Below are 23,577 nucleotides of genomic sequence, written 5' to 3' on the forward strand. Positions count from 1 at the left end.
GGCCGCGGCTGTGGCAGCCGCGGCCCCCGGGACCGGTGGGGGATCATCCCCCGTGGATCACTTGGCCTTCTTCGAGAAGTAGTCGAACATGTGCTGGGCCACGTCCTCCAGGTACGGACCGGCCTCGTAGGTGTTCGCGCCGTTGCCGATGGAGGTGTCGCTGACCAGGGCTGGCTTGCCGTCCTTGGTCGCGTACCAGCCGCCGCCGCTGCTGCCGCCGGTCATGTTGCAGCCGATCAGCAGCATCGCCGGGCGGCTCGGGTCGCCGGTCTTCTTGGACGGCTTGCCGCCGTCGCAGTGCTCCAGCTCGACGCCGTCGAAGGGCTTGCCCTCCGGGAAGCCGTAGTTGGAGACGGCGGCCAGCTGGTCGCGCGGGGCGTTGAACCACAGCGGCACCGAGCCGCCGACGGTCTCCTCCAGCGACTTGCCGTTCGGGTCGGGGTTGGCGACCTTGATGATGCCGAAGTCGTACTGGCTCCACGGGCCGCCGTGCTCCGGGTCGGCCTCGGCGGTCCACTGCGGGGAGACCATGCCGGCGGTCGCGCCCCACTCGCCGTACGGCTCGGCGTCGTCCAGCTTGGACTTCTGCTTGTTGCCGTTGCTCAGCACGCCGTTGCTGTTGAAGGCCGGGGCGAAGGTGATGTCGGTGTAGTACTTGTTGCCCTTGCCGCCGTGCAGGCAGTGGCTCGCGGTCCACACCAGGTTGCTCTTGCCCGGGTTGGCCGGGTCGGAGACGACGGTGCCGGAGCACACGTAGTCGTCGTTGCCGTCCTTGAAGAAGAGCTTGCCGTTGACGTGCATGTTCTTCGGGAACGGGTGCGCCACGGGCTTCGCCGGGACCATGGCGGGCATCTGGTCCGGGCCGACCGGCGGCTGGGCGGCGGTGGGCTGGGCCGGGGCCGGGGCGGCGCTGGTGGGCTGCGCGGTCGGCTGGGCGGGCGCCTGCGTCGGGTCCTGGGCCGGGGCCTGGGGCAGCGGCTTCGGCTTGGCCTCCAGCAGCTTCTGCAGGGTCCAGTAGCCCTTGACCGCCGGGGTGATGACGTTCGCCTGGGCCCACTTGTCCCAGTCCTCGGGCTTCCAGGTCTTCAGCTCTTCGAGCGTCGGAAGCTTGATCGGCGCCGCGCCCGGCTTGCCGGAGGCGCTGGCCGCGACGGAGGGGGCCGTGGTCTGGGCGCCGGCCGGGTCGCTGTTGTCCGGTCCGCACGCGGTGGCGACCACCATGGTCAGTGCGGCGACGGAGGCGCCCAGGACGGCACGGCTCGGCCGGGATATCGGTGACATGAGTTCAAATCCCCCTGTTGACTACCGCCATACGGCCCGTTCCGCGGGTACGGCTGCACTTCGCCGCAGGTATGGCGGTGAGGAGTCTGCCATGTGGATAAGGAACTCCTTACACCCACCCCTGACCGGGACGAGGCTGTCACCGGATTGGCACGGGATCGGCACGGAGCCTCCGTCGGGGCCTCGTCGGGATCCCGTCGCGGCCGGAAAATCGGTTGCACACGTTCCCCGGTGTGCCTAGCGTGGTTCGGGTCATCAGCCAGACAAGGAGAAGGCCGTTGCTCTACTGAGGTCCCGGGACACCGCCCCGCCACGCAGGCCCTGCTGCCGCGTGGTGCGCGCGTGTGCGACCTCAGTCACGGCCCCGTGGCGATCCTCCGTGTGACGCCACCCCTTCGTCCCCCTCCGGCCGGACCGGTTCCGCACCAGCGGCGTCTCCCCGTGTTGCTCACCACCCCATCGGCAACCATCCCGGGAGGCCTTCATGGCACAACCCACCACCGCCGTCCTCTGCACCGACCTCGCGTTCGAGTGGCCCGACGGCAAGCCCGTCCTGGACGGCTTCCACCTCGCCGTGGGCCCCGGCCGCACCGGCCTGATCGGGCTCAACGGCGCGGGCAAGTCCACCCTGCTGCGGCTGATCGCCGGCGACCTCACCCCGACCGGCGGCACCGTCCGGGTCGACGGCGAACTCGGCTACCTGCCACAGGGCCTGACACTCGACACCACCCTGCGAGTGGACGAGGCACTCGGCATCCGGGCCGCCCGCGAGGCCCTGCACGCCATCGAGTCCGGCGACACCGACCAGCGCCACTTCGACGCCGTCGGCGACGACTGGGACGTCGAGGAGCGCGCCCGCGCCACGCTCGACCGGCTCGGCCTGCGCCGCCTCGGCCTCGACCGCACCACCGGCGAACTCTCCGGCGGCGAGGCGGTGCTGCTGCGGCTGGCCGCCCTGCTGATGGCCCGCCCCGACGTCCTGCTGCTGGACGAACCCACCAACAACCTCGACCGGGCCGCCCGCGAGCGGCTCTACGAGACGGTGGCCGGCTGGCACGGCGTGATGCTGATCGTCAGCCACGACCGCGAACTGCTGCAGCACGTCGACCAGATCGCCGACCTGCGGGACGGCGACGTCACCTGGTACGGCGGCAACTTCGCCGACTACGAGCGCACCCTCACCGCCCAGCAGGAGACCGCCGAGCGGCTGCTGCGCAACGCCGAGGCCGATGTCCAGCGCCAGAAGCGGGACTTGGTCGAGGCCCGGAGCCGGCTGGACCGCAGCGCCGCGTACGGCAGGAAGCGCTCGGTCACCCGCAACGACCCGCACATCTTCGCCGGGATGCTCAAACGCAAGGGCCAGGAGACCGCCGGGCGGCTCCAGGGCATGCACACCGAGCGGCTGGAGGACGCCAAGGCACGGCTCAGCGCGGCCGAGGAAGCGGTACGCGACGACGCCGAGATCCGGATCGACCTGCCGCGCACCGAGGTCCCGGCCGGGCGCACCGTCCTCACCCTGCAGAAGGTCCGGCTGCCGCACGGCGGCACCGCCGACCTCGACCTGCGCGGCCCCGAACGGATCGCCCTGGTCGGCCGCAACGGGGCCGGCAAGTCCACCCTGCTGCGCGCCATCGCGGGCGAACTCGCCCCACTGGAAGGAGAGATCACCACCCCGGTGCCGCTGCGGCACCTCCCGCAGCGGCTCGACCTGCTGGACGACGAGCTCAGCGTCGTCCAGAACGTCAAACTGTTCGCCCCGGCCGCCGGGGACAACGCGATCCGCGCCCGGCTCGCCCGCTTCCTGTTCCGCGGCGCCCGGGCCGACCAGCCGGCTGCCACCCTCTCCGGCGGCGAGCGGTTCCGCGCCACGCTGGCTGCCCTGCTGCTGGCCGACCCGCCGCCGCAGCTGCTGCTGCTCGACGAGCCGACCAACAACCTGGACCTCGCCAGCGTCCACCAGCTCACCCAGGCGCTGGCCGCCTACCGGGGCGCGCTGATCGTGGCCAGCCACGACCTGCCGTTCCTGCGCGGCCTGGGCGTGACGAGGTGGCTGGAGCTGGACGGCGACCTGCGGGCGGTGGATCCGATGTAGCGGACACCGATGTAGCGAACACCGCTCCGCCGGGGCAGCAGAGAAGCCGGGGCGGCTGGGGCGAGCACCTGGCGGCTGGGGCGAGAACCCGGCGGCCGGGCTCAGGGACGAGTCCCTGAGCCCGGCCGCCGGACGTGCCTACGCTCGGGCGGGCTTGAGCTTGCCCGCGACCAGTGTCCCGAGCCGGTCCAGCCCGACGACGAGGGCGGCGAGCACGACGAACTCGACGGTCAACTGGGCGATCTGGCCCCAGACGTAGCCGTAGCCCTTGGTGGTCGGGTCGAAGAAGAAGTACGGGTACGGCAGTGGGTAGTCGGCGAACAGGGCGTTGCGGGCGAGCACGATCGCCGCGTAGCCGAGCGGGAAGGCCAGCCAGAGTGGGATGTCCTTCCAGGCCGCCGCGTTGCGCGGCTTCAGCACCAGCCAGTCGACGATCACCATCACCGGTGTCACGTAGTGCAGGAAGAACGAGGACCAGTGCGCCAGCTTGTCCGGCCCGCTGACCAGCCCGGGCAGGGGGCTGGCGCCGTGCTGCAGCAGGACGTGCGAGACGAGCCCGGTGATCAGGATGTACAGGGTGGCGGCGCCGCGCAGCCGGGGCGCGGGCGCGTCCACGGTGCCGCGCTGGATCATCCAGTACACCGCTCCGATGAAGTAGCCGAGCACGATCACGTTGCTCTGCACGGTGAAGTACACCAGCGGTGCCGTCCCGAGGGTCAGGCCGAGGCCCGCCGAGAGCACGATTCCCATGCGCCACCACAGCGCGGGTCGGGTCCGGACTGTCATGCGGCCACCAGTTCGTTTCAGGCGATACGGGAGGTATCGGACGGCTGAGGGGAAAATCGCACTCTACTCGCTGGTACGGGCGAGGTGGAACCTGTGTGCGACCCCTGCGGAGCTCAGGCCGGCACCTCAGGCCGGACGCTGCGGCCGGAAGTACGACTCAGGCCGGCAGTACGAACCCGGACTCGTACGCCGCGATGACCGCCTGGGTGCGATCCCGCGCGCCGAGCTTGGCGAGCACACTGCCGACGTGGGTCTTCACCGTCTCCTGGCTCACCACCAGCCGAGCGGCGATCTCGCCGTTGTTGAGCCCGGTGGCCATCAGCCGCAGCACCTGCCCCTCCCGTTCGGTCAGCCGCCCGATCGGCCCCCGCTCGACTGCGGCCTCCCTGCGGCGGTCCGTGCCGTGGCGCACCGCGAGTTCGCGGACGGCCGCCGGGAAGAGCAGCGAGTCCCCGCGCGCGACCAGCCGTACCGCCTGCACCATCTCCTCCGCCCGGGCCCGCTTCAGCAGGAACCCGGCGGCGCCCGCGCGCAGCGCGTCGTACACGTGGTCGTCGTGCTCGAAGGTGGTGACCACCAGGATCCTCGGCGGCTCGGCCATGCCGCCGACCAGCTGCTCGGTGGCCCGGATCCCGTTGATGCCGGGCATCCGGACGTCCATCAGTACGACGTCCGGCCGCAGTTCGCGCACCAGCGGGACGACCTCGGCGCCGTCGGCGGCCTCGCCGACCACGGTGAGGTCGGGCTCGGCGTCGATCACCACCCGCAGGCCCATCCGGACCAGCCGTTCGTCGTCGGCGATCACCACCCGGATGCCGTCCTCGCGGCCGTCCTTGCCGTCGTCCGCGCGGCGGTCCTCGCGCCCGTCCCCGCTTTCGCGCTCGCCGCTGTTCCTGCCGTGTCCGCCGTTCACCGTGTCCCCGTCTCTCATCGTGCGGTCCCTCCCACCGGCAGCCAGACGGCCAGCCGCCACGTCGTTCCGTCCGCGCTCGGCCCGGCGGTGCTGCCGCCGCGCAGGGCCGTCGCGCGCTCCCCGATCCCGCGCAGCCCGCGCCCGCCACCGGGGCGGCTCGGGCGGGCGGGGCCCAGCGGGTTGGTCAGTTCGATCTCCAGCCGGCCGTCGGCCAGGCCGACCCGCAGCCCGGCCGGGGCCGGCCCGGCGTGCCGCAGCACGTTGGTCAGGCCCTCCTGCACGATCCGGTACGCCTCGCGGGAGACCGGGGCAGGCAGGCCGGTCAGGCCGGGGGCCAAGTCGGCGTCCACCGCCACCCCGGTGCGGGCGAGTTGGCGCAGCAGGTCGTCCAGCCCGGCGAGGGTGGGTCCGGCCGGTCCGGCGGCCTCCGGGTCCTCCTCGCGCAGCAGGCCGAGCACGGTGTCGAGTTCGGCGACGGCCGCCCGCGCGGTCTCCTCGATCGCCTGCAGCGCCTCGGCGGCGAAGTCGGGGTTGGTGCGCAGCACCCGGGCGGCCGCCGAGGCCTGGATGCCGACGGCGCTGAGCGCATGCCCGACCGAGTCGTGCAGTTCGCGGGCCAGCCGGTTGCGCTGGGCGAGCATGGTGGCCCGGCGCTCGGCGGCGGCCAGCCGCTCCTCCGGGGTGGGGCCGAGCAGGGCGGGTGCCCAGCGGGCTAGCAGTGCGCCGCAGGCGGCGTTGGTGAGGACGATCAGCAGCAGGACGGCGATGCCGAGGGTGGGGCCGGTGAACATCCAGCCGGGGAACCGGTCCTCCCAGAAGCGGATGAGGTCCTGGGCTCCGCCGAACGAGAAGATCAGTACCACCGCGAACGGCGTCCCGGCCAGTGTCATCCCGGCGACCACCCCGCCGAAGAACAGGTGGAGCACGAACCAGAGCGCGGTGCGCCACCGGGCCGGCCACGAGCGGGCCGGCCCGGTGGCCAGCTCCTCCGGTCGGGGGGCCGTGCACAGCGCCCGCGCGGCCGCGCCCTCCAGCCCCCGGACCGTGGGCACCAGCGCGGTGACGGCGGCCATCGGCAGCGAGGTGAACAGCGAGAGGACCTGCAGCAGCACCTGCCGGCCGGGCGCCTGGTCGGTGTTGAGCGCCCCGAGCATCACCACCGAGAGCAGCCAGTACGGCATCAGCAGCGCGGCGCCCAGCACCAGGTGTGCCCAGCGCAGCCGGGCCCGCCGCCCGAACACCGCCTCCACCGCACGCCGCAGCCGCGTGCCCGCCCCCGTGATCACCCGGGTGACTTTACGTCAGGGGCGCCGGCCCGGGCTCCCCGTTCGGTCAGCGCCATCGCCCCGACGACCAGTACCAGCACCCCGGTCATCACCTGGGCGGTCTGCACCAGGGGCATCAGCCCGGGCACGGCCATCCGCAGGTCGCTCACCCGGGTCGTGGTCGCTCCGAAGGCCACCATCTGCCAGCTGCCCCAGCTGAACAGCGAGCCGGCCGCGGTCCAGACCGCCAGCAGCGGGCCGAGCAGCCGCCGCCGCGGCCGGATCCGGAAGACCAGGACCAGCAGCGCCGTCGCCGCGGCCACCGCCATCACGGCGAACACCCCGTCCATCACCGCCGCGCCCCGGTTCCCGTCCTCCGTCATCGCGATCGGCATGCCGGCGGTGCCGCCCGCCGCCCAGTACGCCCGGGCCGCCGCGACGCCGGCGGCGAGCAGCGCGGCGACACAGGCGAGGGCGCGCTGCACGGTCAGTGTGGGGGAGTCCGGCAGGTCGCCGATCCGTTCCTTGAGCAGCCCGGCCCAGCGCTGCCGGGCGTACAGGGCGAAGGCGGTGATCAGCGCGAGTCCCTGCACCGTGAACCCGCCGTACACGACGAGGAAGACCCAGTCGCCGAGGCCCTTGTCGTTCGGGTCGGCGCTGTGCTCCGGACCCAGCACCAGGGCGCTCAGCAGGAACAGCGGCAGCGCCACCAGGATGGTGCCGAGCAGCCCGGTCGCCACCCACATGGGGAACGCCACCAGCCCGGCCGGCGCCCGCCGCCCCCACGGCCGCACGAAGGCCAGCGCCAGGGCGACGGCGATCGCGTCCATCCCGAAGGTGAGCAGGTTCAGCAGCCAGAGCTTGTGCATCGAGCCGGGATCGTCCGCCCCCACCGGATGGCCGGTCAGCCAGAGCAGCTTGAGCGTCAGGTAGGGCCCTGTCGCCGCCACCGCCGTCCATGCCGCTCCGGCCCGTACGACGCCTTCGTTGATCCTCATGCCTCCACGGTCGCGTCCCGCCCAGGCCGCGGTCCTCCGCCCGGGGCGGGATCCGTCTCCCCCCGGTGGGGGATCTTCGGCTCAGACCGTCAGACCGTCAGACCGTCAGGCGGTCAGGCGGTCAGGCGGTCAGGCGGTCAGGCGGTCAGCCGTCAGAGCGTCAGAGCATCAGGCCATCCGGTGGATCAGCCGGTCCTCGTCGTCGACCCGGCCGTCCGGGTCCGCCACCAGTCCGAGCCGCTCGGCGAGCCGGCGGGAGGGCAGGTTGTCGGCCCGGATCAGCGCGACCACCGGGATGCCGGGGAACCGCGGCCGCCCCTCCGCCATCGCCGCGCGCGCCGCCTCGGCCGCGTACCCCTGGCCCCAGGCGGACGGCCGGAACCGGTAGTAGAGGTTGAACACCCGCTCCCCGTCCAGCGTGTGCAGGTACAGCCCGGCGAACCCGATGATCACCTCCGGCTCCTCCCGCGTCGACACCGCGCAGTACCCCACGCCGTCCCGCACCCAGTCGGCCACGAAACCGTCCAAGGCCTCCTGGGCCGCCGCGATGTCCCGCTGCGGCCCGTGCGGGTTGTACCGGTTGGTCTCCGGATCCCCGTGGACGGCGAACATGGCCCCCGCGTCCCCCTGCTGCGGCTGCGTGAGCACCAGCCGTTCGGAGACGGCGACGACCGTGCGGGCAGGGTGCTGGGCATGAGGCTGGGCAGGGTGCTGGGCAGTGGTCATGACGCTTTCCCCGTTGTCTGTTTGTCTGTCTGCCGTAATGGCTGACTCGCACCCTAGGCCATTACGGCGACAGGCGTCCGACACTTTTTCCCCGGATCCCTTTCGCCGGCCGCACGCTGGGCTGCACGCGTGCGGTGCGGGGCGGCGCGGGTGGCGGTGGAGGTCTTGTTACCGGCGGGTCGCTTGCCTATCATCCCGAGTGTTACAGCTTTACTGTCAAACCCCGAAGGGTTCTGCGGCCAGTGCGTGACACGAGCAGTCCGGTGGGCGAGGGCGCCCGGGGCCCGTTGGCGGGTGTGCGAGTGGTGGAACTCGCCGGAATCGGGCCGGGGCCGTTCGCGGCGATGCTGCTGGGAGACCTCGGGGCGGACGTGGTGCGGGTCGACCGCCCCGAGCCGTCGCCGCTCGGAACCGACCCGGCGTACGACCTCAGCAACCGCAACAAGCGCTCGGTGCTGGTCGACCTGAAGTCGCCCGAAGGGCCCGGGCTGGTGCTGGACCTGGTGGAGCGGGCCGATCTGCTGATCGAGGGCTACCGGCCGGGTGTCGCCGAGCGGCTCGGGGTCGGGCCGCAGGCGTGCCTGGCGCGCAATCCGGCGCTGGTGTACGGGCGGATGACCGGCTGGGGGCAGCAGGGCCCCCGGGCCGCGACCGCCGGACACGACCTCGGATACGCAGCGGTGGCCGGGGTGCTGGGGCTGGTGGCGGCCCCCGGGGGCGCCGACGAGGCACCCGGAATCCCGGCCAACCTGCTGGGCGACTACGCGGGCGGCTCGCTCTACCTGGTCGTCGGCCTGCTCGCCGGGCTGCACCACGCCCGGGCCACCGGCACGGGCCAGGTGGTGGACGCCGCGATCGTCGACGGCGCGGCACACCTCGGCAGCATGCTGTGGGGCCTGCTCGCGGCCGGCCACTGGCAGGACCGCCGTGGCGTCAACCTGCTGGACGGCGGCGCGCCGTTCTACGCCGTCTACCGAGCGGCCGATGGCGGACACCTGGCCGTCGGCGCGCTGGAACCGCGCTTCTACGCCGAATTCGCCCGGCTGCTGGAACTCGGCCCGGACGCGCCCGGTCAGTACGACCTCGACCGCTGGCCCGAACTGCGCGCCCGGATCGCCGCCCGCTTCGCCACCCGGACCAGGGCCGATTGGGAGGCCGTCTTCGCGGGCTCCGACGCCTGCGTGGAACCAGTGCTGACGATGCGTCAGGCGGCGGGCGACGGACACCTGTCGGCGCGCGGGACGTACGTCGAGGTGGACGGCGTCACCCAGCCCGCCCCCGCCCCGCGCTTCTCCGCCACCCCCGGCGCGCTGCGCCGCCCGCCGGCCCGCCCCGGCGCGGACACTGCCGAGGTGGCCCGGCACTGGGCCGTGCCATCCCTCACCTCCGGGGCGGACGGCTCGGAGGCAGACAACCCCGCAGTGGGCACCCCCGAGGCAGACAACCCCGAGGCAGACACCTTCGAGGCGGGCAACTCCGCAGCAGAGCAAGGAGAGTAGCGTTGCAGCGCGAGATCTTCACCGAGCAGCACGACGACTTCCGGGCCGCCGTACGGGCCTTCCTCGCCAAGGAGGTGCTGCCGCACTACGACCGCTGGGAGAAGGCCGGCATCGTCGACCGCTCCGCCTGGGTCGCGGCCGGCCGCCAGGGCCTGCTCGGCCTCGCCGTCCCCGAGGAGTACGGCGGTGGCGGCACGCCGGACTTCCGCTACGCCGCCGTGCTGGCCGAGGAGTTCGCCCGGGCCGGCGCCTCCGGGCTGGCGATCGGCCTGCACAACGACATCATCGGCCCCTACCTCACCTCCCTCGCCACCGAGGAGCAGAAGCGTCGCTGGCTGCCCGGGTTCTGCTCCGGCGAGCTGATCACCGCGATCGCGATGACCGAGCCCGGCACCGGCTCCGACCTGCAGGGCATCCGCACCCAGGCGGTCGACCAGGGCGACCACTTCCTGCTCAACGGCGCCAAGACCTTCATCTCCAACGGCATCCTCGCCGACCTCGTCATCGTGGTCGCCCGCACCACCCCCGAGGGCGGCGCGCACGGCCTGAGCCTGCTGGCCGTCGAACGCGGGATGCCCGGCTTCGAGCGCGGCCGCAACCTCGACAAGATCGGCCAGAAGGCCCAGGACACCGCCGAGTTGTTCTTCGAGGACGTCCGGGTGCCGAAGGAGAACCTGATCGGCGAGCTCAACGGCGGCTTCGTCCACCTGATGCAGAACCTCGCCCAGGAGCGGCTCACCATCGCCGCCTCGGCGATCGCCGGCGCCGAGTACCTGGTCGAGATCACCACCGACTACGTCAAGCAGCGCGAGGCCTTCGGCCGGCCGCTCGCCAAGCTGCAGCACGTCCGCTTCGAGATCGCCGAGCTGGCCACCGAGTGCGCCGTCACCCGGGCTTTCGTCGACCGCTGCATCACCGAGCACAACCGCTACGCGCTCACCCCGGCCGACGCTTCGATGGCCAAGTGGTGGGCCACCGAACTGCAGAAGCGCACCGCCGACCGCTGCCTCCAACTGCACGGAGGATACGGGTACATGAGCGAGTTCCCGGTCGCCCGGGCATTCACCGACGGCCGCATCCAGACCATCTACGGCGGCACCACCGAGATCATGAAGGAGATCGTGGGCCGCTCCATCCTCGGCTGACCCCCTCCGCCGAGCCCCTGCCCCGCCGAGGCCCCGCCCCGCCCCGCCCGCCTCGAAGCCCGAAGTCCGAAGCTCGAGCCCGAACCCCGAAGTCCGAAGCCCGAAGCCCCCGAAAGGCATTCCCATCGTGACCACCGAAGCGTACGTCTACGACGCGATCCGCACCCCGCGCGGCCGGGGCAAGGCCAACGGCTCGCTGCACGGCACCAAGCCGATCGACCTGGTCGTCGGCCTGATCCACGAACTGCGCAGCCGCTTCCCCGGCTTGGACCCGGCCGCGATCGACGACATCGTGCTCGGCGTGGTCAGCCCGGTCGGCGACCAGGGCTCCGACATCGCCCGGATCGCCGCCGTCGCGGCCGGTCTGCCCGACACCGTCGCCGGCGTCCAGGAGAACCGCTTCTGCGCCTCCGGTCTGGAAGCCGTCAACCTGGCCGCCGCCAAGGTCCGTTCGGGCTGGGAGGACCTGGTCCTGGCCGGCGGCGTGGAGTCGATGTCCCGGGTCAAGATGGCCTCCGACGGCGGCGCCTGGTTCGCCGACCCGATGACCGCCTACGAGACCAACTTCGTCCCGCAGGGCATCGGCGCCGACCTGATCGCCACCATCGAAGGCCTCTCCCGCACCGACGTGGACGCCTTCGCCGCCGAGTCCCAGGCCCGCGCCGCCAAGGCCCAGGCGGACGGCCTGTTCGACCGCTCGGTGGTCCCGGTGCGCGACCGCAGCGGCCTCGTCGTGCTGGAGCGCGACGAGTTCATCCGCCCCGGCACCACCGTGGAGACCCTGGCCGGCCTCAAGCCCTCCTTCGCCGCCATCGGCGAGGCCGGCGGCTTCGACGCCGTCGCCCTGCAGAAGTACCACTGGGTGGAGGCCATCGACCACGTCCACCACGCGGGCAACTCCTCCGGCATCGTGGACGGCGCCGCCCTCGTCGCCATCGGCAACCGCGAGGTCGGCGAGCGGTACGGGCTGCGCCCGCGCGCCCGGATCGTCTCCGCCGCCGTCTCCGGTTCCGAGCCCACCATCATGCTCACCGGCCCCGCCCCGGCCACCCACAAGGCGCTCGCCAAGGCCGGGCTCACCGCCGCCGACATCGACCTGGTCGAGATCAACGAGGCCTTCGCCGCCGTCGCGCTCCGCTTCATCCGCGAACTCGGCTTCCGCCACGACCAGGTGAACGTCAACGGCGGCGCGATCGCCCTCGGCCACCCGCTCGGCGCCACCGGCGCGATGCTGCTCGGCACCGTCATCGACGAACTCGAGCGGCGCGACCTGCGCTACGGCCTGATCACCCTGTGCGTGGGCGGTGGCATGGGCATCGCCACCATCGTCGAGCGCATCTGAGTCCGGCCCCCGGTAGACCTGGCAGACCTGGAGAACTTCATGAGCGACACCACCACCATCCGCTGGGAGCAGGACCAGGACGGCGTGGTCACCCTCGTCCTCGACGACCCCACCCAGTCCGTCAACACCATGAACGAGGCCTTCACCGCCGACTTCGAGACCGTCGTCGGGCGGCTGGCCGCACTCGGGGACGCCCTGCGCGGCGTGGTGATCACCTCCGGCAAGAAGACCTTCTTCGCCGGCGGAGACCTGCGGATGCTCTCCGCCGCCCGCCCCGAGGACGCCGAGGCCGTCTTCGAGAAGTCCATGCGGATCAAGCGCGCGCTGCGCACGCTGGAGACCCTCGGCAAGCCGGTCGTCGCCGCCGTCAACGGCAGCGCGCTCGGCGGCGGCCTGGAGATCACCCTCGCCTGCCACCACCGCATCGCGCTGAACACCCCGGCGAGCCGGATCGGCCTGCCCGAGGTCACCCTCGGCCTGCTGCCGGGCGGCGGAGGAGTGGTCCGTACGGTGCGGCTGTTCGGCATCACCGACGCCCTGCTGAAGTTCCTGCTGCAGGGCCGCCAGTACCGCCCGGCGCAGGCGCTGGAACACGGACTGGTGCACGAACTCGTCGACACCCCCGAGGAGTTGACCACCCGGGCGCGCGCCTGGATCGAGGCCAACCCGACCGCCGTCCAGCCCTGGGACGTCAAGGGGTACAAGGTCCCCGGCGGCACCCCCGCCACCCCGGCCTTCGCCGCCAACCTGCCCGCCTTCCCGGCCAACCTGCGCAAGCAGCTGAACGGCGCGCCCTACCCGGCCCCGCGCAACGTCCTGGCCGCCGCGGTGGAGAGCGCCCAGGTCGACGTCGACACCGCGATGGTGATCGAGGCCCGCTACTTCACCGAACTCGCCTGCGGCCAGACCAGCAAGAACATGATCCAGGCGCTGTTCTTCGACATGCAGGCGGTCAACTCCGGTGCCGGGCGCCCCAAGGGCATCGAGCGGCGGCCGGTCCGCAAGGTCGCCGTGCTCGGCGCCGGGATGATGGGCGCGGGCATCGCCTACGCCTGCGCCAAGGCCGGCCTCGACGTCGTCCTCAAGGACACGACCGTCGAGGCCGCCGAGCGCGGAAAGGCCTACTCCGAAGGGCTGTTGAACAAGGCCATCGCGCGCGGCCGCTCCACCGAGGCCAAGCGCGACGAACTGCTCGCCCGGATCACCCCCACCGGCGACGCCGCCGAGCTGGCCGGCTGCGACACGGTGATCGAGGCGGTCTTCGAGAACACCGAACTCAAGCACAAGGTGTTCCAGGAGATCGAGGACGTCGTCGCCCCCGACGCGCTGCTCTGCTCCAACACCTCCACCCTGCCGATCGGCCTGCTCGCCGAAGGCGTCCGGCGCACCGGCGACTTCATCGGCCTGCACTTCTTCTCGCCGGTCGACAAGATGCGACTGGTGGAGATCATCCGCGGCCCGCAGACCGGCGACGAGGCCCTCGCCCGCGCCTTCGACCTGGTCCGGCAGATCGACAAGACCCCGATCGTGGTCAACGACTCGCGCGGTTTCTTCACCTCGCGGGTGATCGGCCAGTTCCTCAACGAGGGCGTCGCCATGGTCGGTGAGGGCATCCACCCCGCCTCCATCGAGCAGGCCGCCGCCCAGGCCGGCTACCCCGCCAAGGTGCTCTCCCTGATGGACGAGCTCACCCTCACCCTGCCGCGCAAGATCCGCGACGAGTACCGGCGCTCGGTCGAGGCCACCGGCGGCACCTGGACGCCGCACCCGGCCGACGCGGTCGTGGACCGGATGGTCGACGAGTTCGCCCGCCCGGGACGCAGCGGCGGCGCGGGCTTCTACGAGTACGGCGAGGACGGCAAGCGCGGGCGGCTCTGGCCCGGGCTGCTGGAGCACTTCTCCGGCTCCGGCTCCGGTTCGGACGGCTCGGGCGGCGCCGAGGTGCCCTTCGAGGACCTCAAGGAGCGGATGCTGTTCAGCGAGGCGCTGGACTCGGTGCGCTGCCTCGAGGAAGGCGTGCTGACCTCGGTCGCCGATGCCAACGTGGGCTCGATCATCGGCATCGGCTTCCCGGCCTGGACCGGCGGCGTGTTCCAGTACATCAACGGCTACGAAGGCGGACCGGCCGGGTTCGCGGCCCGCGCCCGCGAACTCGCCGCCGCCTACGGCGAGCGGTTCGCGCCGCCGGCGCTGCTGGAGCGGATCGCCGCGGAGGGGCGGACGTTCACGGACTGACCCGGGGTGCTGCCCGGGTTCCGGGTGAGGCCGTGTCCCGCACGGCCTCACCCGGCTCCTGGCGTTCTCCTAGCTCGGCTCCTAGCTCGGCTCCTGGTCCAGTTCCTGGTCGAGTTCCTGGCCCAGTTCCTCCCGCAGGGAGCGCTGGAACGCCGTCACCAGCGCCTGCGCCACCATCGGCTGGATGTGGTCCGTCAACGCCTTCATCCGGGCCAGCTCCTCCGGTGCCGGCTCGCTCTCCCGGTACGGCTTCCACACCGTCTCCCGGAACAGCCGCTGCAACTCCCGTGCCGTCGCCCGGCTGTGCTCCAGCACCACCGCCCGGGCGGCCAGCAGCGTCTCCAGCGGGATCGGCACGTCCAGGATCCGCACACCCAGCGGCAACAGGCCCGGATCCACCCGGAACACCTCCGGGTCGTCGGTCCGCTCCAACGCCCCCATCGCCGCCAGTCGCTCCACCTGCGCCTCCGACAGCCCCCGACCGGCCCGCCGCTCCAGCTGCGCCCGCCCCAGCTCCTCGGCGGCCTCAGGCGTCCAGGACGCCACCAGCGCCCGGTGGATCGCCAGATCCAGCGGCGTACTGTCCTCCGGCAACCGCGCCAAGTACCGCTCGATCGCCGCCAGCGTCAGCCCCTGCCGCTGCAACTCCTCGATCAGCCCCAGCCGGTCCAGGTGCGCCGCCCCGTACAGCCCCACCCGCCGCGGCCCCAACTCCGGCGGCGGCAGCAAACCCTTCGTCCCGTAGAACCGCACGGTCCGCACGGTCACCCCAGCCCGCGCCGCCAGCTCGTCCACCGTCAGCCGAACCCCGCCCGTCACGGCGCCGTGCTCCCCCATGTGCTTCCCTCCCGCGCTGGCACACTCCTGCTGTGACAGCAGCAGTGTGACAGTGCGGCCGGTGGCGGTCCACCGGCGGACCGCCACCGGCCGCCCGTCGTGGTGGCCCGCCGGTGGCCGCTGGCTGCCGCTGCCGCTGGCGCGCCGAGAGCCGGGATGCCGACGGATGCCGGGGCGGCTGGGTGCGGACCGGGTGCCGAGGGCGGCCGGATGCCGGCCGGCCGCCGGCGGGATGTCCGCGGAATGCGCGTCCCCGGGCCGGTGTCGTGGCAGCGGTCAGGGCTGCTCGCCGGGCCGAACATCGGCAGGTTGAGCAGGCGCGAAGGGCGGGGAGGAGGATCCTCCACCGCGGGGCCGGGTACGTCGACGCCCCGGCCCGTCGCGTCAGGGCGTCGCCTGACCCACCCGGGGGCGCCGCCGGGGTGGGTCAAGGGGAGTCGGGTGCCGACGGGTGGGCTCGGGGTGCGCCCGGGTGTAGCCCGCCCACTCGTTGGGGCCGAACCGGGTCTCCCAGGGTCTCTCTGGGTCTCCCCGGTTCTCGCCGGCGCCGCCCGGGTCAGGCGAGGGCGGCGTGGTGGCGGCGGGTGACTTCGGGGTGGGCCCGGGTGTAGCCCTTCCACTCGTTGAGGCCGAAATCGGCGAAGAGGGGGTTGTCCGGGTCCTCGGTGGCGCCGGGGGCGTGGTGGGCGAGCGGGAAGTCCAGCGGCGCGATGTGGGCGTCGAGGCGCGGGTTGTAGAAGAACGGGACGGAGAAGCGCTCGCGGGCTCCGGGCGGGCTGACCACGCGGTGGTTGGTGGCCTTGAGGTAGCCGTCCGTGGCCACTTCCAGCAGCTCGCCGAGGTTGACGACGAAGGCGCCGTCGAGCGGCGGGATGTTCAGGAAGGTGCCGTCCTGGCGTTCGACCTGGAGGCCGCCGACGGTGTCCTGGAGCAGCAGGGTGATGAAGCCGTAGTCCTTGTGGGCGCCGACGCCCTGGCCGGCGCCGTCCGGGGCGGTGCCGGGGTAGCGGACCAGCTTGAGGCGCAGGTGGGGGTGGCCCGCGAAGGCTTCGTCGTAGAAGTCGGGGCTGGCGCCGATCGAGGTGAGGAGTTCGTGCAGCAGCCGGCGGGCGACCCCGCCGAGGTGGTCGATCCAGCCGAGTGCGGCGGTGCGCAGTTCGGGGAGCGCCTCGGGCCACTGGTTGGGGCCCTCCAGCCACCAGTACGGGGGCTCGCCGGTGCCGGGGACGTGCGGGGGCAGCTCGGCGCCGATGTCGAGCTGGTCGCGCCAGTCCTGGCTGCCGCCGGTGCGCTCGTCGCCGGTGCGGGTGTAGCCCCGGTAGTGCGGGGAGTTGAGGTTGCTCACGGCGAGCCGGTCGGCTTCGGGGAGGGCGAAGAAGGCGCGCATGGCCTGGGTGAGCGCGGCCGTCTCCTGCGGGGTGACGCCGTGGCCGACGAGCTGGAAGAAGCCGACGCCGGTGGCCGCGGCGCGGAGCTCGTCATGCAGGCGGCGGCGGTCCTGCGGGCTGCCGTCGGCGAGCGAGAGGTCGATCACCGGGAGGGCGTCCGCGAGGGTGGAGCCGGATCCGGTTTCGGATATGGGGGTGTGCTGCTGCGTCATGTGTGACATCCGCTGGGTCTCGTCCCGGCCGGGCCCGGTGGTCGACCGGGGGCGCCGGAGCAGTGCCTGGTGCGGCGGGTGCTCGGGAGCCGGGAGGCGGGGGCGGCCGGGTGGGGCCGCCGTTGAGGTGGTTGGAGCGAGGTTCAGCCGGAGCGTCGACAGGACATGCTGGTCACGCGGAGCAGGTCCACGTGGCGGCGGCGAACAAGGATGAGCACGGCACCAGCCTAGATGACCGGTTCGGCGGTGGGCGAGCCCCCTGCGGCGGAGGGCCGCCCATCACTTGTCGGTGATCTGTCAAATGAGGTTTGCTCGATCGCGGCGTGCTGCGATCGGCGTCCCCTTGCAGGTGGTGTTGCGTCCCCTTTCAGGAATTGTTGAGGTACGCCAGGACGGCCAGCACCCGGCGGTTGTCGTCGTCGGAGGGCTGCAGGTCGAGCCGGACGAAGATCGACGCGGTGTGCTTGGCGACCGCCCGTTCGGTGATCACCAACTGCTGGGCGATGGCCGCGTTGGAGCGGCCCTCCGCCATCAGTGCCAGCACCTGCCGCTCGCGCGGGGAGAGGGTGGAGACCGGGCCGGCCGAGGAGTTGTGGGTGAGCAGCCGGGTGATCACCTCCGGATCCATCGCGGTACCGCCCTGGGCGACCCGTCGGACGGCGTCGATGAACTGGTCGCCGTCCATCACCCGGTCCTTGAGCAGGTAGCCGATCCCGCCGGTGCTGCCGGCCAGCAGCTCGCGCGCGTACAGCTGCTCCACGAACTGCGACAGCACCAGGACGGGCAGGCCCTGGTGGGCCTGGCGGGCGGCCAGCGCGGCCCGCAGCCCCTCGTCGGTGAAGCTCGGCGGCAGCCGGACGTCGACCACGGCGATGTCGGGCCGGTCGGCGGCCACCGCGGCGAGCAACTGGTCGCCGTTCTCGACCGCCGCGGTGACCTTCATGCCGTTGGCCTCCAGCAGCCGGGTCAGGCCGTCCCGGAGGAGGAAGAGGTCTTCGGCGATGACAACGCGCACGGGATCTCCAGGTTCACGATGGTCGGACCACCGGAGGGGCTGCTGATCGCGAGCACCCCGTCGAAGGCGGCCAGTCGGCGTTCGGTTCCGCTGAGGCCGGTGCCCCGGGACGGGTCGGCGCCGCCGTGCCCGTCGTCGGTGACCGATATCCGCAGCAGCCCGTCACTGTGCCCTATCTCGATCCATACGTGCGAGGCGCCCGCGTGTTTCACCACGTTGGCGAGCAGTTCGGTGACCGCGAAGTAGGCGGCCGACTCCACCGGGGCGGGCGTCCGCCCCGGCAGGGCGCCGGTGAAGGTGACCGGCAGCGGCAGGTCCAGCGCCGTCGCCTGCACCGCGTCGGCCAGTCCGCGGTCGGCGAGCACCGGGGGGTGGATGCCGCGGACCAGGTCCCTCAGCTCGCTCAGCGCCTTCACCGAGGACGTCCGGGCCTCGGCCAGCAGCGGGCCGAGGGCGTCCGGGTCGTCCTTCAGCTGCTCGGCCACGGTCAGCAGCATGCCCAGGGCCACCAGCCGGGCCTGCGCCCCGTCGTGCAGGTCCCGCTCGATCCGGCGCAGCTCGGCGGCCCCGGCGTCGATGGTGTCCGCCCTGGTCCGCGCCAGGTGGCTGACCTGGCGGGTGAGTTCGGCCCGCCGGGAGGGGCCCAGCAGGGCCCGGGCGGCCCGCTCGTGGACCCGCAGGACCGGCGGGGAGGCCCACAGGGCGGCCGCCGGTGCAACCCACAGGCCCATCCCGTAGACGATGCCCAGCGGGAAGAACGGCCCGTTCCGGCCGAAGACCTCCAGGGCGAGCGGGGCCACCAGGACGATCACGGCGGTGAGCAGCACCGCGCAGCCGGTGAGCAGCGCCCAGGCGAGGTCCCGCCAGACCGCCGGGTCGGTCAGCCAGCCGCCGGCCCGCAGCCGCTGCCAGGGGCCGGCGGTGCCGGGCGGGCGGCGGTACGGCACCGGGACGGGCCGCCCGCTCCACTTCCCGACCACCCGCCTGGTCTCCGTCGCGATCCAGCGCGCGCCGAACAGTGCGAGCACCAGCAGTGAGGGCGCCAGCCAGAGGGAGACGGACCGGCCACCGGGCGCGGCGCCGCCGTAGAGGTGCGTCGCCATCACCGCGAGCGCGCCCGGGGCGAACAGGGCGGCCCCGACCGCCCGGCCGCCGCCCCCGGTGGCCCAGCACAGCGCCCAGAGGGCGACCGGCCCCAGCGGCACCGTCAGGATGAACGGGCCGCCCGGCCCGAACCTCCCGGCCTCGTCGGGGCCGAACAGCGCGGCGGCCAGCAGGAGCGGACCGGCCAGCAGCGAGACCAGGCCCGTCACGGCGAGCGTCACCACGTACCAGGCGCGCACGCCGTCCACGCAGGCCCGGCTTACCCGGTCCACCACTCCCGTGTGCATTTCCGTCGTCATGACGCGCCCCCTCGCCGTCCCGGAGCCCCCGTCCGGAGGCCTCGAAGCACTCGGCTCCGGAGCCCTCGCGGACCCCGGTTCCGATCTGTCGGTGGCTCAGTCTGCCTGGCCGGGGCGGTCGGTGCTCTAGGCCTGAACACCCAGTTCGGGGTGTATCTGAATACACCTGGGAGAGGCCGTCCAGACGGCTGTCCGCACCCCGGCCGCGATTCGTAGCGTCATGTCCCGTCAGCCGGCCCCAGGTCTCCCCGGTGCCGGACCCCGAACCGTGGAGGGCCCGTGAACGCGCCGATCATCCGGATCCGCGGCGTCAGCAAGACGTACGACCGATCCGACGCCGCCCGCCCCGCCCTGGCCGGCCTCGACCTGGAGGTACGGGCCGGCGAGGCGCTGGCCGTGCTCGGTCGCTCCGGCAGCGGCAAGTCCACCCTGCTGAACCTGATCGCCGGCCTCGACCGCCCGAGCGAGGGCGCGGTGGAGGTCGACGGCGTGGCCGTCCACGAACTCGGCGAGGCCGCGCTGGCCGAGTACCGGCGCCGGCGGATCGGCATGGTGTTCCAGTTCTTCAACCTGCTGGACGACCTGAACGTCGAGGACAACGTGCTGCTCCCGGCCCAGCTCGCCGGGATGCGGCGCGACCAGGCCCGCGCCCGGGCCGATGAGCTGCTGGAGCGGCTGGGGGTGGCTCGGCACGCCAAGGCCTTCCCGGGCCGGCTCTCCGGCGGCGAGCGCCAGCGGGTCGCGGTGGCCCGGGCGCTGATGAACCGTCCGCCGCTGCTGCTGGCCGACGAGCCCACCGGCGCGCTGGACACCGCCTCGGCCGCCGACGTCCGCGACCTGCTGCGCGGGCTCAACGCGGAGGGCCAGACGATCCTGCTGGTCACCCATGACACCGCGCTCGCCGACTCCTGCGCGGACCGGACGATCGAACTGCTCGACGGCCGGCTGGTGCGGGACACCACGGCGGTACCGGCCCCCGGGAGCGCGCTGTGAGCGAGCGGCTGAACGAGCGGCTGAACGAGCGGCGGAGCGGGGTGGACGCATGAGTGCGCTCGGCAAGGTGGTCCGGGCGGGGGTGGGCCGCAAGCGGGTGCAGACCCTGGTCATGGTGCTCACCACGATGATGTCCGTGACGGCGTGCATCCTCGCGGTCGGGCTGCTGGTCGCCGCCCAGGGCCCGTACCAGCGGTCCTTCACCGCCCAGCACGGCGCGCACCTCAATGCGCTGTACGACTCGGCCAAGGCGAGCCCCGCCCAGCTCGCCGCGGCCGCCCACGCGGCCGGTGCGACGGCCACGGCCGGCCCGTACCCGGCGGTCACCGTCCAGCCGCGCTCGGGGGAGGACACCGAGCTTCCGCCGCCCGGCAGCCTGCTCCCGCCGATGACCCTGGTCGGCCGGGCCCAGGACGGCCCGATGGACGGCCTGCGGATCACCATGGGCCGCTGGGTCGCGGGCCCGGGCGAAGTGGTGTTCCTGGACGGCCACTCCCCGCTGACCGTTGGTGACAGCATGCAGTTCCCGGACCTGCCCGGGCACCCGACGCTCAAGGTGGTCGGGCTCGCCGCCTCCGTCTCCTGGAGCGCGGACGGCTGGGTCGCCCCCGAGCAGGTCGCCGGGCTGACCGCGCCCGGCACCACCCCCGCCGCCCAGTACCTCTACCGCTTCGCCCACGCCGACACCGACGCCGAGGTGGAGGCCGACCACGCCGCGCTCGCCGCCGCGGTGCCGGCCGGCGCGCTCACCAAGGCGACCTCCTACCGGCCCGCCCAGGAGGAGGCCAACCGGACGGCCTCGACCTTCGTCCCGTTCGTCACGGCCTTCGGGGTGCTCGGCCTCGCCATGTCGGTGCTGATCATCGGCGTGGTGGTCAGCGGCGCCGTCACCGCCGCGACCCGGCGGATCGGCATCCTCAAGTCCCTGGGCTTCACGCCGGCCCAGGTCGCGCGCGCCTACGTCGGGCAGGCCCTGATCCCCGCCGGGATCGGCACGGCGCTCGGCGTGCTCGGCGGCAACCTGCTCTCCGTACCGGTCCTCGGCATTGCCCATAAGGCCCTGCGCGGCGGCCTGCTCGGCATCCCGCTCTGGGTGGACCTCGCCGTCCCGGCGGCGGCCCTGGCCGCCGTGACGGGCACCGCCCTGGTGCCGGCGCTGCGGGCCGGACGACTGCGCACGGTGGAGGCGCTCACGGTCGGCCGGACGGCGCCGGGCGCCAAACGCGCCGCCGCCCAGGGCGACCGGGGCCGGGCCGCGTCGGCAGGCCTCCTGACGAGGGTTCGGAACGGGATCGGCCGACTTCCGGTGCCGCGCTCGCTGAGCCTCGGACTGGCGAGCCCGCTCAACCGACCGGCCCGGTCCGCGACCACGGGGGCCGCGGTGGTGCTCGGCACGGCCGGGGTCACCCTCTGCGTCGGCCTGACGCTCTCGCTCGGCCTCCTCCAGGACGGCCTGGAGGCCGGGCGCGCCGGCAAGGTCGTGGTCCAGACCCCGATGGAGGGCACCGCGAAGTCCGCCGACGGCGTGGACGAGGCGGCCGTGGCCCGGGCGATCGGCGCCCGCCCGGGCACCCGGGCCTGGTACAGCAGCGTCCCGACGCCGGTGTCCGTGGCCGGGAACACCGGGCGCTCCGAGATGGTCGCGTTCACCGGCGACGTCTCGTGGAGCGGCTACCAGCTGGTCTCCGGCCGCTGGTTCGACGGCCCCGGCGAGATCGTGGTCGGATCGGCCTACCTGCGCGCCAACCAGGCGAAGGTCGGCGACACCGTGACCCTCACCGACCACGGGCGCACCACCCCGGCGAAGATCACCGGCGAGGTCCTGGCCACCAACGACTTCGTCTTCCTGGACCGGGCCGCACTGGCCCCGCTCGGCGGCGCCGTCGCCGCCGAGGCGATCTCCTTCCACATCGACCTCACCCCCGGCACCGACGCGAAGGCGTACGCCGACGCGCTCGACAGTGCGGTCCAGCCGATGGGACTGAGCGCCGAGCCCGGCGAGCAGCACATCAACGTCGTGGTGCTGGCGATGAACACCCTGGCCGGGACGCTCACGCTGCTGCTCTCGGTGGTCGCGGGGCTCGGGGTGCTCAACACGGTGCTGCTGGACACCCGGGAGCGGGTGCACGACCTCGGGGTGCTCAGAGCGCTCGGAATGTCGCCCCGGCAGACCGTCGGCATGGTGCTCACCTCGGTCTGCGGCAGCGGGCTGGTGGCCGGGCTGATCGGGGTGCCGATCGGGATCGCGGTGCACCACCAGGTGATGCCCGCGATGGCCCGCGCCGCCGGGATCGGCGTGCCCGACGCGGACCTCGGCGTCTTCGACCCGTCGGTGGTGGGGCCGCTGATACTCGGCGGCCTGGTGCTGGCCCTGCTCGGCGCCGCCCTCCCCGCCACCTGGGCGGCCCGGACCCGGACGGTCACGGCGCTGCGGACGGAGTGACGGCGGCGGGCCGTTCCTGAGGCGGCCGCTCCCGCGGGGCTGGTCCCCCGCAGGAGCGGCCCGCCCAGAGGCAACCGCGCCCAGGGACAACCGCGCTCAGGACAACCGCGCTCAGGAGAGCCGCGCCGCCGCGTACGCCTCCATGGCGGCCCGCTGGTACGCGGCCAGGCCCGGGGCGATGGCCTCGTACGCGGCGCGCCACTGCTCGTTCTCGGTGCAGGAACGCGCCATCGCGCGGTACTCCTCCACCGAGACCGACCGGATCGTGCCGAGCAGCCGGTACTCCTCGTCGATCATGCTCTGCACGGGCTCGGCGCCGGCCGGGTGGCCGGACGCCACCAGCTCGGCCAGCCGGACCATGCGCGCGGTCCGCTCGCGCTGCCCGGCCGCGATCTCGTCCGGGCTCATCGCGGCGGTCGCACGCCGGGCCGCCTCGGCGTGCTCGGGGAAGTCGCGCAGGCCGGCGTCGACATCGGCGGGCTGGATGCCCTCGAACAGGTTCTCGGGGCGGTTGATGGTCATGAGTGTGCCGTCCTTCCGGGAGCGTTCCAGGTCGGCGATCGTGCGGGAAACGGTGGCGGCCAGGGCGTCCAGCCGGTCGCGTTCGGCGACCAGCTGCCGGTGGTGGCCCCGCAGGGCGTGCAACTCGTCCACCTGCTCGCCCAGGATCCGGGCGATCTCGGTCAGCCCCACGCCCAGCGCCCGCAGTACGAGGATCTGCTGCAGTTGCAGCAACTGCCGCTCCTCGTAGTAGCGGTGGCCGTTGGTGCCGATCCGGGCCGGGGGAAGCAGTCCGATCTCGTCGTAGTGCCGCAGCGTCCGGGCGGTCACCCCGGACATCCGGGCGACCTCCGCAATCGGCCAGGCCATGGCCGCCTCCCTCGCTTCCGGGTCCCCACGTTCGTCGTACCGGGGCCGGTTCCTCCGGCCCCGGTACGACGGTAGAAGCTGCCGCTGCGGCAGCTTCAAGCCCGGACTTCCGGGGCTGCCCGCGACCCCGTCCC

General features: G+C 73.2%; 18 protein-coding genes. 7 read left to right on the forward strand and 11 right to left on the reverse strand.

What is annotated here, in order from left to right; translation table 11 throughout:
• Positions 1 to 57 precede the first annotated feature (57 nt).
• Positions 58 to 1,281 carry a trypsin-like serine peptidase gene (locus ACZ52R_RS24680; RefSeq protein WP_465663822.1) on the reverse strand — a complete coding sequence of 408 codons (1,224 nt, stop codon included), beginning with the start codon at positions 1,279 to 1,281 and terminating at the stop codon, positions 58 to 60.
• A 484-nt stretch (positions 1,282 to 1,765) separates the two neighbouring features.
• On the opposite strand from ACZ52R_RS24680, the gene ACZ52R_RS24685 reads away from it, so the two are divergent.
• Complete coding sequence (locus ACZ52R_RS24685; protein WP_465618662.1) at positions 1,766 to 3,373, forward strand: ABC-F family ATP-binding cassette domain-containing protein; 1,608 nt, start codon at positions 1,766 to 1,768, stop codon at positions 3,371 to 3,373.
• A 138-nt stretch (positions 3,374 to 3,511) separates the two neighbouring features.
• On the opposite strand, the gene ACZ52R_RS24690 is transcribed toward ACZ52R_RS24685, so the two are convergent.
• From ACZ52R_RS24690 to ACZ52R_RS24710, 5 genes are all read right to left on the reverse strand, one after another.
• Positions 3,512 to 4,159 carry a Pr6Pr family membrane protein gene (locus tag ACZ52R_RS24690; RefSeq protein WP_465618664.1) on the reverse strand — a complete coding sequence of 216 codons (648 nt, stop codon included), beginning with the start codon at positions 4,157 to 4,159 and terminating at the stop codon, positions 3,512 to 3,514.
• 157 nt (positions 4,160 to 4,316) lie between these two features.
• Entirely contained in the window at positions 4,317 to 5,090 is a 774-nt protein-coding gene (locus ACZ52R_RS24695) for a response regulator transcription factor (protein WP_465618666.1), read from the reverse strand.
• Positions 5,087 to 6,358, reverse strand: coding sequence for a sensor histidine kinase (locus ACZ52R_RS24700; RefSeq protein ID WP_465618668.1), 1,272 nt, complete (start codon positions 6,356 to 6,358; stop codon positions 5,087 to 5,089). Before ACZ52R_RS24700 ends, ACZ52R_RS24695 begins: the two co-directional genes overlap by 4 nt.
• Complete coding sequence (locus ACZ52R_RS24705) at positions 6,355 to 7,335, reverse strand: hypothetical protein (protein WP_465618670.1); 981 nt, start codon at positions 7,333 to 7,335, stop codon at positions 6,355 to 6,357. The genes ACZ52R_RS24700 and ACZ52R_RS24705 overlap by 4 nt, the downstream gene beginning before the upstream one ends.
• Before the next feature lie 168 nt (positions 7,336 to 7,503).
• Positions 7,504 to 8,061, reverse strand: a complete 558-nt coding sequence (locus tag ACZ52R_RS24710; RefSeq protein WP_465663820.1) for a GNAT family N-acetyltransferase — start codon at positions 8,059 to 8,061, stop codon at positions 7,504 to 7,506.
• Positions 8,062 to 8,357: 296 nt separating this feature from the next.
• Here ACZ52R_RS24710 and ACZ52R_RS24715 point away from each other — a divergent pair, with 296 nt between their 5' ends.
• From ACZ52R_RS24715 to ACZ52R_RS24730, 4 genes are all read left to right on the forward strand, one after another.
• The gene (locus ACZ52R_RS24715) at positions 8,358 to 9,560 is read left to right on the forward strand and encodes a CaiB/BaiF CoA transferase family protein (protein WP_465754179.1); all 1,203 of its coding nucleotides are present in this window, start codon (positions 8,358 to 8,360) and stop codon (positions 9,558 to 9,560) included.
• Between the two features lie 2 nt (positions 9,561 to 9,562).
• Positions 9,563 to 10,705: an acyl-CoA dehydrogenase family protein gene (locus tag ACZ52R_RS24720; RefSeq protein ID WP_465618674.1), complete on the forward strand. Its 1,143-nt coding sequence runs from the start codon at positions 9,563 to 9,565 to the stop codon at positions 10,703 to 10,705.
• Positions 10,706 to 10,832: 127 nt separating this feature from the next.
• Positions 10,833 to 12,047, forward strand: coding sequence for an acetyl-CoA C-acetyltransferase (locus tag ACZ52R_RS24725; RefSeq protein WP_360509349.1), 1,215 nt, complete (start codon positions 10,833 to 10,835; stop codon positions 12,045 to 12,047).
• A 39-nt stretch (positions 12,048 to 12,086) separates the two neighbouring features.
• Positions 12,087 to 14,282 (forward strand): 3-hydroxyacyl-CoA dehydrogenase NAD-binding domain-containing protein, encoded by a 2,196-nt coding sequence (locus tag ACZ52R_RS24730; RefSeq protein ID WP_465754150.1) that lies wholly within the window; start codon positions 12,087 to 12,089, stop codon positions 14,280 to 14,282.
• An 81-nt stretch (positions 14,283 to 14,363) separates the two neighbouring features.
• Here the strand turns inward: ACZ52R_RS24730 and ACZ52R_RS24735 are convergent, their stop codons facing one another.
• The 4 genes from ACZ52R_RS24735 to ACZ52R_RS24750 all read right to left on the reverse strand — a co-directional run bounded on the left by ACZ52R_RS24735 (position 14,364) and on the right by ACZ52R_RS24750 (position 19,137).
• Complete coding sequence (locus tag ACZ52R_RS24735; protein WP_465618678.1) at positions 14,364 to 15,119, reverse strand: MerR family transcriptional regulator; 756 nt, start codon at positions 15,117 to 15,119, stop codon at positions 14,364 to 14,366.
• Positions 15,120 to 15,675: 556 nt separating this feature from the next.
• Complete coding sequence (locus ACZ52R_RS24740; protein ID WP_360509355.1) at positions 15,676 to 16,719, reverse strand: isopenicillin N synthase family dioxygenase; 1,044 nt, start codon at positions 16,717 to 16,719, stop codon at positions 15,676 to 15,678.
• Between the two features lie 367 nt (positions 16,720 to 17,086).
• Entirely contained in the window at positions 17,087 to 17,734 is a 648-nt protein-coding gene (locus ACZ52R_RS24745) for a response regulator transcription factor (RefSeq protein WP_360509357.1), read from the reverse strand.
• Positions 17,686 to 19,137: a sensor histidine kinase gene (locus tag ACZ52R_RS24750; RefSeq protein WP_465754151.1), complete on the reverse strand. Its 1,452-nt coding sequence runs from the start codon at positions 19,135 to 19,137 to the stop codon at positions 17,686 to 17,688. The genes ACZ52R_RS24745 and ACZ52R_RS24750 overlap by 49 nt, the downstream gene beginning before the upstream one ends.
• Positions 19,138 to 19,416: 279 nt before the next feature.
• On the opposite strand from ACZ52R_RS24750, the gene ACZ52R_RS24755 reads away from it, so the two are divergent.
• Positions 19,417 to 20,130 carry an ABC transporter ATP-binding protein gene (locus ACZ52R_RS24755; RefSeq protein ID WP_465754152.1) on the forward strand — a complete coding sequence of 238 codons (714 nt, stop codon included), beginning with the start codon at positions 19,417 to 19,419 and terminating at the stop codon, positions 20,128 to 20,130.
• A gap of 49 nt (positions 20,131 to 20,179) precedes the next feature.
• Positions 20,180 to 22,573 (forward strand): FtsX-like permease family protein, encoded by a 2,394-nt coding sequence (locus ACZ52R_RS24760; protein ID WP_465618685.1) that lies wholly within the window; start codon positions 20,180 to 20,182, stop codon positions 22,571 to 22,573.
• Between the two features lie 111 nt (positions 22,574 to 22,684).
• Here the strand turns inward: ACZ52R_RS24760 and ACZ52R_RS24765 are convergent, their stop codons facing one another.
• Complete coding sequence (locus ACZ52R_RS24765) at positions 22,685 to 23,443, reverse strand: MerR family transcriptional regulator (RefSeq protein WP_465663813.1); 759 nt, start codon at positions 23,441 to 23,443, stop codon at positions 22,685 to 22,687.
• Positions 23,444 to 23,577: the final 134 nt, after the last annotated feature.

The organism is Kitasatospora sp. NPDC034023, assembly GCF_055575795.1.

Coding starts and splice junctions, on each gene's coding strand:
- ACZ52R_RS24680 (WP_465663822.1), bottom strand. CDS start 1,281: ATGTCACCGATATCCCGGCCGAGCCGTGCCGTCCTGGGCGCCTCCGTC.
- ACZ52R_RS24685 (WP_465618662.1), top strand. CDS start 1,766: ATGGCACAACCCACCACCGCCGTCCTCTGCACCGACCTCGCGTTCGAG.
- ACZ52R_RS24690 (WP_465618664.1), bottom strand. CDS start 4,159: ATGACAGTCCGGACCCGACCCGCGCTGTGGTGGCGCATGGGAATCGTG.
- ACZ52R_RS24695 (WP_465618666.1), bottom strand. CDS start 5,090: ATGAGAGACGGGGACACGGTGAACGGCGGACACGGCAGGAACAGCGGC.
- ACZ52R_RS24705 (WP_465618670.1), bottom strand. CDS start 7,335: ATGAGGATCAACGAAGGCGTCGTACGGGCCGGAGCGGCATGGACGGCG.
- ACZ52R_RS24710 (WP_465663820.1), bottom strand. CDS start 8,061: ATGACCACTGCCCAGCACCCTGCCCAGCCTCATGCCCAGCACCCTGCC.
- ACZ52R_RS24730 (WP_465754150.1), top strand. CDS start 12,087: ATGAGCGACACCACCACCATCCGCTGGGAGCAGGACCAGGACGGCGTG.
- ACZ52R_RS24735 (WP_465618678.1), bottom strand. CDS start 15,119: ATGGGGGAGCACGGCGCCGTGACGGGCGGGGTTCGGCTGACGGTGGAC.
- ACZ52R_RS24740 (WP_360509355.1), bottom strand. CDS start 16,719: ATGACGCAGCAGCACACCCCCATATCCGAAACCGGATCCGGCTCCACC.
- ACZ52R_RS24750 (WP_465754151.1), bottom strand. CDS start 19,137: ATGACGACGGAAATGCACACGGGAGTGGTGGACCGGGTAAGCCGGGCC.
- ACZ52R_RS24760 (WP_465618685.1), top strand. CDS start 20,180: ATGAGTGCGCTCGGCAAGGTGGTCCGGGCGGGGGTGGGCCGCAAGCGG.
- ACZ52R_RS24765 (WP_465663813.1), bottom strand. CDS start 23,443: ATGGCCTGGCCGATTGCGGAGGTCGCCCGGATGTCCGGGGTGACCGCC.